Source organism: Vibrio sp. bablab_jr001 (assembly GCF_016464285.1).
In the GTDB taxonomy this organism is placed as follows: Bacteria; Pseudomonadota; Gammaproteobacteria; order Enterobacterales; family Vibrionaceae; genus Vibrio; species Vibrio fluvialis.
In genome coordinates this window covers 1-278 of the sequence record NZ_JACDWZ010000023.1, presented here as the reverse complement: position 1 = coordinate 278, position 278 = coordinate 1, and the positions used below count along the sequence as shown (strand labels likewise).

General features: G+C 49.6%; 1 protein-coding gene and 1 tRNA gene. One reads left to right on the top strand and one right to left on the bottom strand.

The annotated features are described in order from the left end of the window. Positions 1 to 6 precede the first annotated feature (6 nt). Positions 7 to 82, top strand: a tRNA-Thr gene (locus JIG40_RS00965). Position 83: 1 nt separating this feature from the next. On the opposite strand, the gene JIG40_RS00960 is transcribed toward JIG40_RS00965, so the two are convergent. Next, the coding region (locus tag JIG40_RS00960) for a hypothetical protein (protein ID WP_199464630.1) at positions 84 to 278 on the bottom strand (195 nt) is incomplete at its 5' end.

Genomic DNA, 278 nt, shown 5'->3' with positions numbered 1-278 from the left:
TCGTGTGCTGATATGGCTCAGTCGGTAGAGCGCATCCTTGGTAAGGATGAGGTCCCCAGTTCGATTCTGGGTATCAGCACCATTTATTCGATACTGTCTCTTATACACATCTCCGAGCCCACGAGACGAACTGAAAAAAAAAAATATCCCCCTCTCCTCTTCCTTCCTTTTCTCTTTTCCTTTCCCTCCCTTCCCTTCCTCTTCCTCCCTCTTTCTCTTCCCTTCCCCTCCTCCTTCTCTTCCCCCTCCTCCTTTCCCCTTCCTTTTCTCTTTCTCCC